The following is a 5106-nucleotide window of genomic DNA, read 5'->3' as shown; positions in this document are numbered from 1 at the left end:
AATAACTCGTTAACCAGCTCTTTGAACTTGATCTTATGAAAAAATTCAAAGAGTAAAAGGAGACCGGAATCATTGGATAATTGACCGCCATCGTTTGACATAACCAAATGGGGATTGAATTGTAGTTGCTTTTCTTGTAAAGTTGACATTGAGCACACCTCTTGTTTTTGTTGTTTTCGTCGACTTTACAATAACATAGAGCGTGCTCTTTTTGTATATTTTTTTCTTCACCCAACGGGTGAAGAAGGAATAGAGTGATAAACCTTATCAAAGCGGGATAAATGCCTGTTCTGACAAGGTACTATGAATTATTCAGGTAAATGATTAACTTGTAAATGGCTCAACATCTTTTCGTTCTCAACTGATATAACTAAAGTCGCAGTATCTACACTGCTAACATAACCAATACTATCTTCATTTTCGTAATCAAATATATTCATTTTCTCCTCCTTAACCTAAAGCCACATGTTTGCAAATTCATCTATTTTCCAAAATTCTTCTTTTGAATTAATAATTCCATCATGGCTAGTAATTTTTGTCCCACCTTGACTATCTTCTTCAAAAACAACGAACTTTTTAGCATTTTTAATTATTTTTTTGCCCCCTTCTGTCAATGTTTTTGTAACTATCACTATTTCCTTTTCTAACGATTCAATTTGATTAATTAATTTTGGATGAAGATGATCATCATTGAAGCCATAGCCTATACATAGAAAAGAAGTTGCTTCACTAATTAAAGTATCAGCTGCATTAATCATTGTACGAAATGGCTCATTATGAGTTTCTTGATATTTGTGTATACCTGGGGTTACTATCACGGGTTGAAAATCATTAAGTATATTTTCTGAATTTGGAAGTGATATAATTTGGTTTCCTTTCTCTTTCTTGAACCAGTCTAGGGAACCATGAACTTTGCAAAGCACAATAGATTTTTGATTTGGTTTAGGCTGAGTATCGATTTTATCTAACCTTTTCATATACTCTCCTTTAAAACCCATTTGAATTTCAGCGTTTACTTTATCGGCAGAATACTCAATCAACCTATCATAATTTGTTGTGATTACATCAACTTTACGAGGATGACTTTGTAGAAGAGTATTAAATATATTGCTTAATCCCTTATTCTGGGCTTCTCGTATAAATTCTAAAAACGCTTTTCTATCTAGCAAATTTACCATGCTCCATGTAACTTCAATTATTTCTTTAGTTATATCTTCATTTAAAGATACATCTAGTAAAGCAGACTCGAGGTCATAATCCTTATCTAACAGATCAGTAAAATCATTCCACCCTTCATCGCCCTCATATTTACTTGATAACTCATTTTTTAATTGGCTAGCCAAATTATCCATAGTTGGCAAACCAAAGGGAACTGAAAATCCTGAACCAATAATCATAGTTGGAATATTTTCTAAATACTTTTGTGTTCTTTCAATAATTGATTCAACATGGGGTTCCACTATGCATCCTCCTCCTAATATATAATCATAAAAACCATTAATAATCCGTCCTATCCTCTTCCGCCACTTGCGCAGCCCAAACATGATTTTTATATAGGTTGCCTGCCATTTTCTCTACTTGAAGCATAACCGTAATAATTGCTTGAGGAGACTGATCTGGTGGATAGTCATACTTGGCTAAGAGACGTTTAATCACTCGTCTCATACTGGCGCGTGCACTTTTTCTGACACTCCAGTCAATAGTAATATTTTTCCTAATCGCTTCGGTCAACTCATGTGCGATCTGCTTTAGAACGTCGTCTTCCATAAATTCTTTGACGGCGTCTTCTTTCGTTAAGGCATCATAGAAAGCAATCTCATCATCACTCAATCCCAGTTCACTTTCTTCTTCTCGCATACGCTTGAAATCATGGGCCATACGAATAAGTTCTTCAATGACTTCTGCATTTGTCAACGCTTGATTTCGGTATCGGTTTAACGTTTTTGTCAAACGTTCAGAGAACTTCTCTGACTTAACAACATTTCGTCTTTCAAGTGCTTTAATGTCACCTTCCAGTAATTTCTTCAACATTTCGACTGCCAAGTTCTTATGCTTCATTTCCTGAACTTCATTCAAGAAATCTTCTGATAAAATGGAAATTTCTGGTCGTTTAATATTTAATGTATCAAATACATCGATGACTTCCTCTGAAATAATCGACCGTTCGAGAAGCTGAGATACACGTGCATCGATTTCTTTTTGAGAAAGTATAGGCTTGTCGCTATTTTTGAGCTTAACCAAACTCGCTTTTACTGCTTTAAAGTAACTCACTTCCAGTGCTTTTTCTTTTCCAGTATCCGTAGCTGCACACAGGGCGTGAGCTTTGCCGCATTCCAGAACCGTTTGCTTGAATTCTTTTTGGTCTTCTTCGCTCTTGCCCATAATAAAGTCCATTCCACCGGTTATGGCGCGGACACGTTTGCTTTGTGAGTCACCCATATAGTCAGAATAATCGTACCCATGCATCATATCTTGAAGAACATCCAATTTCTCAAGCATTAAGTTAGTTGCCACGTCTGTATCGATACCAGTATTTTGTCGGTCGCTGCTGGTGTACTGATTTAATGCATGCTTTAAACTTTCAAGAATACCAATATAGTCGACAACGACACCACCAGATTTTTCCTTGAAGACACGGTTCACGCGCGCAATCGCTTGCATTAAATTATGACCCTTCATCGGTTTATCGATATACATGGTATGCATAGACGGGACATCAAAACCAGTGAGCCACATGTCCCTTACAAGAACTAGTTTCAATTCATCATTGTTGTCTTTCATACGCTTAGCCAAAGTATCTCGGCGCTGCTTGCCTCCAGTATGCTTCTGTAGGCGCTCACTATCCGCTGCACTTCCGGTCATAACCACTTTAATTTTCCCTTTATTTACATCGTCACTGTCCCAGTCTGGTCTGATTTTAATGATTTGATCATACAGATCTACGGCAATCTTTCGACTCATGCAGACAACCATGCCTTTACCATCCATTGCCTGTTCTTTAGCTTCGAAGTGCTGGACGATATCTTCAGCCAGCTTTTTGACCCGGTTTGGTGAGCCAACTATGGCTTCCATTCGGCTCCACTTAGACCGATTTTTCATGCGAGCCTCTTCTTCTTGACCCTCCAATAGTTCTTCAAATTCATCATCCAAGTTCTTGAGTTCCACTTCATCCGCTTCAAGTTTGATGATCCGGTTCTCATAAAAAATACGAACCGTTGCTTCATCCTCTACCGCTCTGGTCATGTCATATGTATCAATGGTATGACCGAATACAGCAACAGTCGAGCGGTCTTCTAAGTCAATGGGTGTACCAGTAAAGCCGATGAAAGAGGCATTGGGCAGCGCATCTCTTAAATACTTAGCATAGCCGTAAGTGACTTCACCCGTTTTTGCATCCGTTTTGGCATCCAATCCATACTGACTTCTGTGTGCTTCGTCTGCAATGATAATTACATTTTTTCGGTCTGTAAGAACGGGCATGTCTTCATTTTCCGGCTTGAATTTTTGAATGGTTGTAAAAATAATCCCGCCTGATTGTCTCTCGTTTAAAAGGTCATACAAGCCGTTAACTTCTGTTGAGTTCTCTTTGCCGTTCGTCTTTTTAGCTTGAGATAATTTTCTGACATGCGCTTGCTTTGGTGTTTGCCGCAATAAGTCTTTTGATTTAGAAAACGTACTGAAGAGCTGATCATCCAAATCATTACGGTCAGTTATAACCACAATGGTCGGATTGTTCAGTTCTCTAACTAGGCCGCCTGTATAAAAGACCATCGAAAAGCTTTTCCCTGACCCTTGCGTATGCCAAATCACCCCGATTTGACGGTCGCCTTCTTCTTGGGTGGCTTCTTTCGTTTTAGAGACCGCTTTTTTAACAGCAAAGTACTGATGATAAGCCGCCATGATTTTTACCACTGATTTATTATTCCCTAGTATTTTACCATTCGCATCTTTTTCTGCTTCCTGTGATTCCTGAAAGAGAATGAAGTTATGAACGATATCTAAAAGCCGTTCTTTTTGAAGTATTCCATTAAACAACACTTCATACTGAGGATTGGAGAGAGGTTCAATATGTTTTCCGTCAACGGTTCGCCAGTTCATGAACCATTCTTCGTTAGAAGTTAATGTGCCTACTTTAGCATTGATTCCGTCTGAAATAATATTGAAGGCATTGTAGTTAAAAAGAGAAGGAATTTCTCTTTTATACGTTTGAATTTGATTGTATGCATTCTCAATACCTACTTCTTCATCACTGGCTGATTTTAATTCGATTACCACTAGGGGTAGACCATTTACGAATAAAACAATGTCTGGTCTGCGGTCTTCTTTTTCCACTACAGTAAACTGATTCACAACTAAGAAATCATTATTTAACGGGTTTTCAAAATCAATAATATATGCCCGCTTTGTTCTGATCTCACCCTTTTCCTTATAGCTGACTTCGATTCCTTCGGTCATTAACTGATGAAAGTGACGGTTATTCTCAATTAAACTGGGACTGTTAAAGGTAATGACTTGTCTGTATGCTTCTTCCAAAGCTTCAGGCGGAAGCTCTGGGTTTATTGTACTCAGAGCTTCTTCCAGCCGCCTTTCTAGCAGCACTTCTTTCAAGGTCTCACGTTCGACTTGTGTTCCCCCTGGTGAAAGGTCTAATCCGGATGCATAATCATAGCCTAACTCCTGTAAGATCTCGAGTAATTACCAATTTTTTTGTTTTTTCGTGTTGTTTTAATGCAACTATCGTTGCTCTATCAATTAAAATACAAAAAGGCACCTCTTCCCCCCCTTAATCTGATAAAATGAAGTTCACTAAAACAAACATTCATCACTTAAGGAGTGAAAAGAGATGCCTAATCTACTTCAGATTATCATGTATTTAGTTAATAAAATCAAGTGGCAAAACAGTTTAATTCAACTTTTAAACGATTATATTACTTGGCTTGAAGATGCGGGTGATCGACCACCTAAAGGGACCGATATCACAAAGCTTGATTACAACAAATTGACCCTTGATGACCCACCGAAAGTTGTAAAGATTGAACGGGCGGACTATAAATACCTTCTAAAACAGGCCGTGGAAGCAGGTAAACCGATCAAACCTGTTCGTCG

Annotated in this window: 3 protein-coding genes and 1 pseudogene; 1 reads left to right on the top strand and 3 read right to left on the bottom strand. The window is 38.1% G+C overall.

The annotated features are described in order from the left end of the window. Positions 1-308: 308 nt before the first annotated feature. From BLR76_RS12415 to BLR76_RS11225, 3 genes are read right to left on the bottom strand one after another with little or no spacing between them, the layout of a single operon-like run. Complete coding sequence (locus BLR76_RS12415) at positions 309-440, bottom strand: hypothetical protein (RefSeq protein ID WP_281241351.1); 132 nt, start codon at positions 438-440, stop codon at positions 309-311. Between the two features lie 15 nt (positions 441-455). After that, positions 456-1460: an SIR2 family protein gene (locus BLR76_RS11230; RefSeq protein ID WP_176759711.1), complete on the bottom strand. Its 1005-nt coding sequence runs from the start codon at positions 1458-1460 to the stop codon at positions 456-458. 37 nt (positions 1461-1497) lie between these two features. Then, the gene (locus tag BLR76_RS11225; protein ID WP_091268970.1) at positions 1498-4686 is read right to left on the bottom strand and encodes a type I restriction endonuclease subunit R; all 3189 of its coding nucleotides are present in this window, start codon (positions 4684-4686) and stop codon (positions 1498-1500) included. Positions 4687-4843: 157 nt separating this feature from the next. Here BLR76_RS11225 and BLR76_RS11220 point away from each other — a divergent pair. After that, a pseudogene (locus BLR76_RS11220) lies at positions 4844-5106 on the top strand (hypothetical protein); the annotation flags it as partial.

The organism is Alkalibacterium thalassium, assembly GCF_900101165.1.
GTDB classification, from domain to species: Bacteria; Bacillota; Bacilli; order Lactobacillales; family Carnobacteriaceae_A; genus Alkalibacterium; species Alkalibacterium indicireducens.
This window is presented reverse-complemented; position numbering and strand designations above follow the sequence as displayed.